The organism is Actinomadura rubrisoli (genome assembly GCF_004349215.1).
GTDB lineage: Bacteria > Actinomycetota > Actinomycetes > Streptosporangiales > Streptosporangiaceae > Spirillospora > Spirillospora rubrisoli.
In genome coordinates this window covers 1-1,609 of sequence record NZ_SMKU01000676.1, presented here as the reverse complement: position 1 = coordinate 1,609, position 1,609 = coordinate 1, and the positions used below count along the sequence as shown (strand labels likewise).

Genomic DNA, 1,609 nt, shown 5'->3' with positions numbered 1-1,609 from the left:
GTAGGTGCTTCGGGAGGGGCGGGGAACAGTTCGTCTTGCGGGATTCCGTGCACGGCGGCGTAGGCGGGGGCCCAGTCGGTGGGGAACACGTGCCCCTTTTCGTGCCGGGTGACCTGCTTGGCCAGGCTCTTGACCTTGTCGCCGGGGTGGCTGGTGATGCCGATCGCTTCGCGCAGCCGACGGGCGGTCTCGAAGGGTCCCCAGCCGCGTGCTTCGCGAGCGGCCTGGAGGTGGACGGCCCACGCGGGGCGCTGCTGGACGGTCATGACGCCTGACACCCTTCACCGCTGGGACGGGAACACGGGGATGTCCCCTGCTCTGAGGCCATTGTGAGCGTTCCGTAACGCACCGTGCAGGGTTTTCACTCAATGGTTTGGCCGGAAGGTGGTCCGACCCATCATGAATGGGCGGCTCGCGCTCACCGTGACTGGTCGCTGCTCGTCGTGGACCTGTCATCGACCACACGAACTGAGCCGAACGCAGGACGCCCCGCCGACCGCGACGATCGGCGAGGCGTCGTCGTGTACGGGTAACTACCCGGCGATCAGCGCTTTTAGTTCCTGGACAGCAGGAAGCGAGCGCGCTCCCTCGGGTACAGCACGAAGGACGTGGCGGGCGGTGCGCGTGACTCGCTTGATTCGCCGTTCTGGGGGGACGGCGTTGATCACGTTTACGGCTTCCTTGGTGGCCTCGCCGGGGTCGGTCCGGGCGTGCATGGCAGCGTGGTAGAGCTTGAGCTGAACGGCGGTATAGAGGTATGTGTCGGGCCGGTAGAAGCGCAGGGCAGCCTGCTGCGCCTCCTCGGCGGCATGGTGCTGCCCGGCGAGGGAGTACACGCAACTCTGGTCGAAGAGAAGCCGCTCTTCGCGGTGTGGTTCGCCGGACGGGATGCGGTCGAAGGTCTCTTCCGCTCTGCGGATGCTCTGTACCGCTGCGCGGTGGTCGCCCATGAACACGAGTACTTCCGCTTCCACGGATGTGGCGAACACCAGTGTTGGGCTCGGACGTTGGCCGGCCCGGTGGCGGGCATCGCGCGCGAGGGTGAGCAGCTCCGCGAAATCTTCCCTGGGCTCGGAGACACGGTTGGTGACCTCCCAAGTGCGCGTGTACGCGGAAAGGAGTGCGTCTCCAGACTTGTCAGCCAGATCACGAGCGGTGAGCCACCATCGGTTGGCCAGGCGAGTGTCGTGCAGTTGTACGGCTGTTCCCGCGATGAGGTAGGCGTGTTTCGCCGCGGCATGGGCGAGGTCGCGGCTGACGTCTTCGGGCTGCTTCCTGGCCAGGTGCGGGGCCATCTCGGCCCAGTCACGGGTCAGCCCGACCAGGACGACTTCCGGCGCGTCCACCCGATAGCTACGGATGTGGTCGGAATAGGCGGCGGACCAATCGTCGATCATGGCGCGGGACACGGACGCACCAGGTAGCCGCGGCTGACTCGCCTGCCACGCCTCTGTGAGCGTGGCTATGACAGGAGCGACCACGGCACCCACGGTAAGAGCGCTCGCGTCTTGAATGAGCCGTCGGCGTTTCACGTCGTCATCCCCCTGGCTGGGAGTGGAGCTTTGATCCACGGTACCCGCAGGGGCGCAGGAAGGGGCCTGGGGAGGGG

Annotated in this window: 1 protein-coding gene and 1 pseudogene; both read right to left on the bottom strand. The window is 66.6% G+C overall.

From position 1 onward, the window contains the following. Positions 1–266: pseudogene (locus E1298_RS46770) on the bottom strand (hypothetical protein); the annotation flags it as partial. Between the two features lie 267 nt (positions 267–533). Further along, the coding region (locus E1298_RS46765) for an NsdA family TPR-like regulatory protein (protein WP_481726153.1) at positions 534–1,609 on the bottom strand (1,076 nt) is incomplete at its 5' end.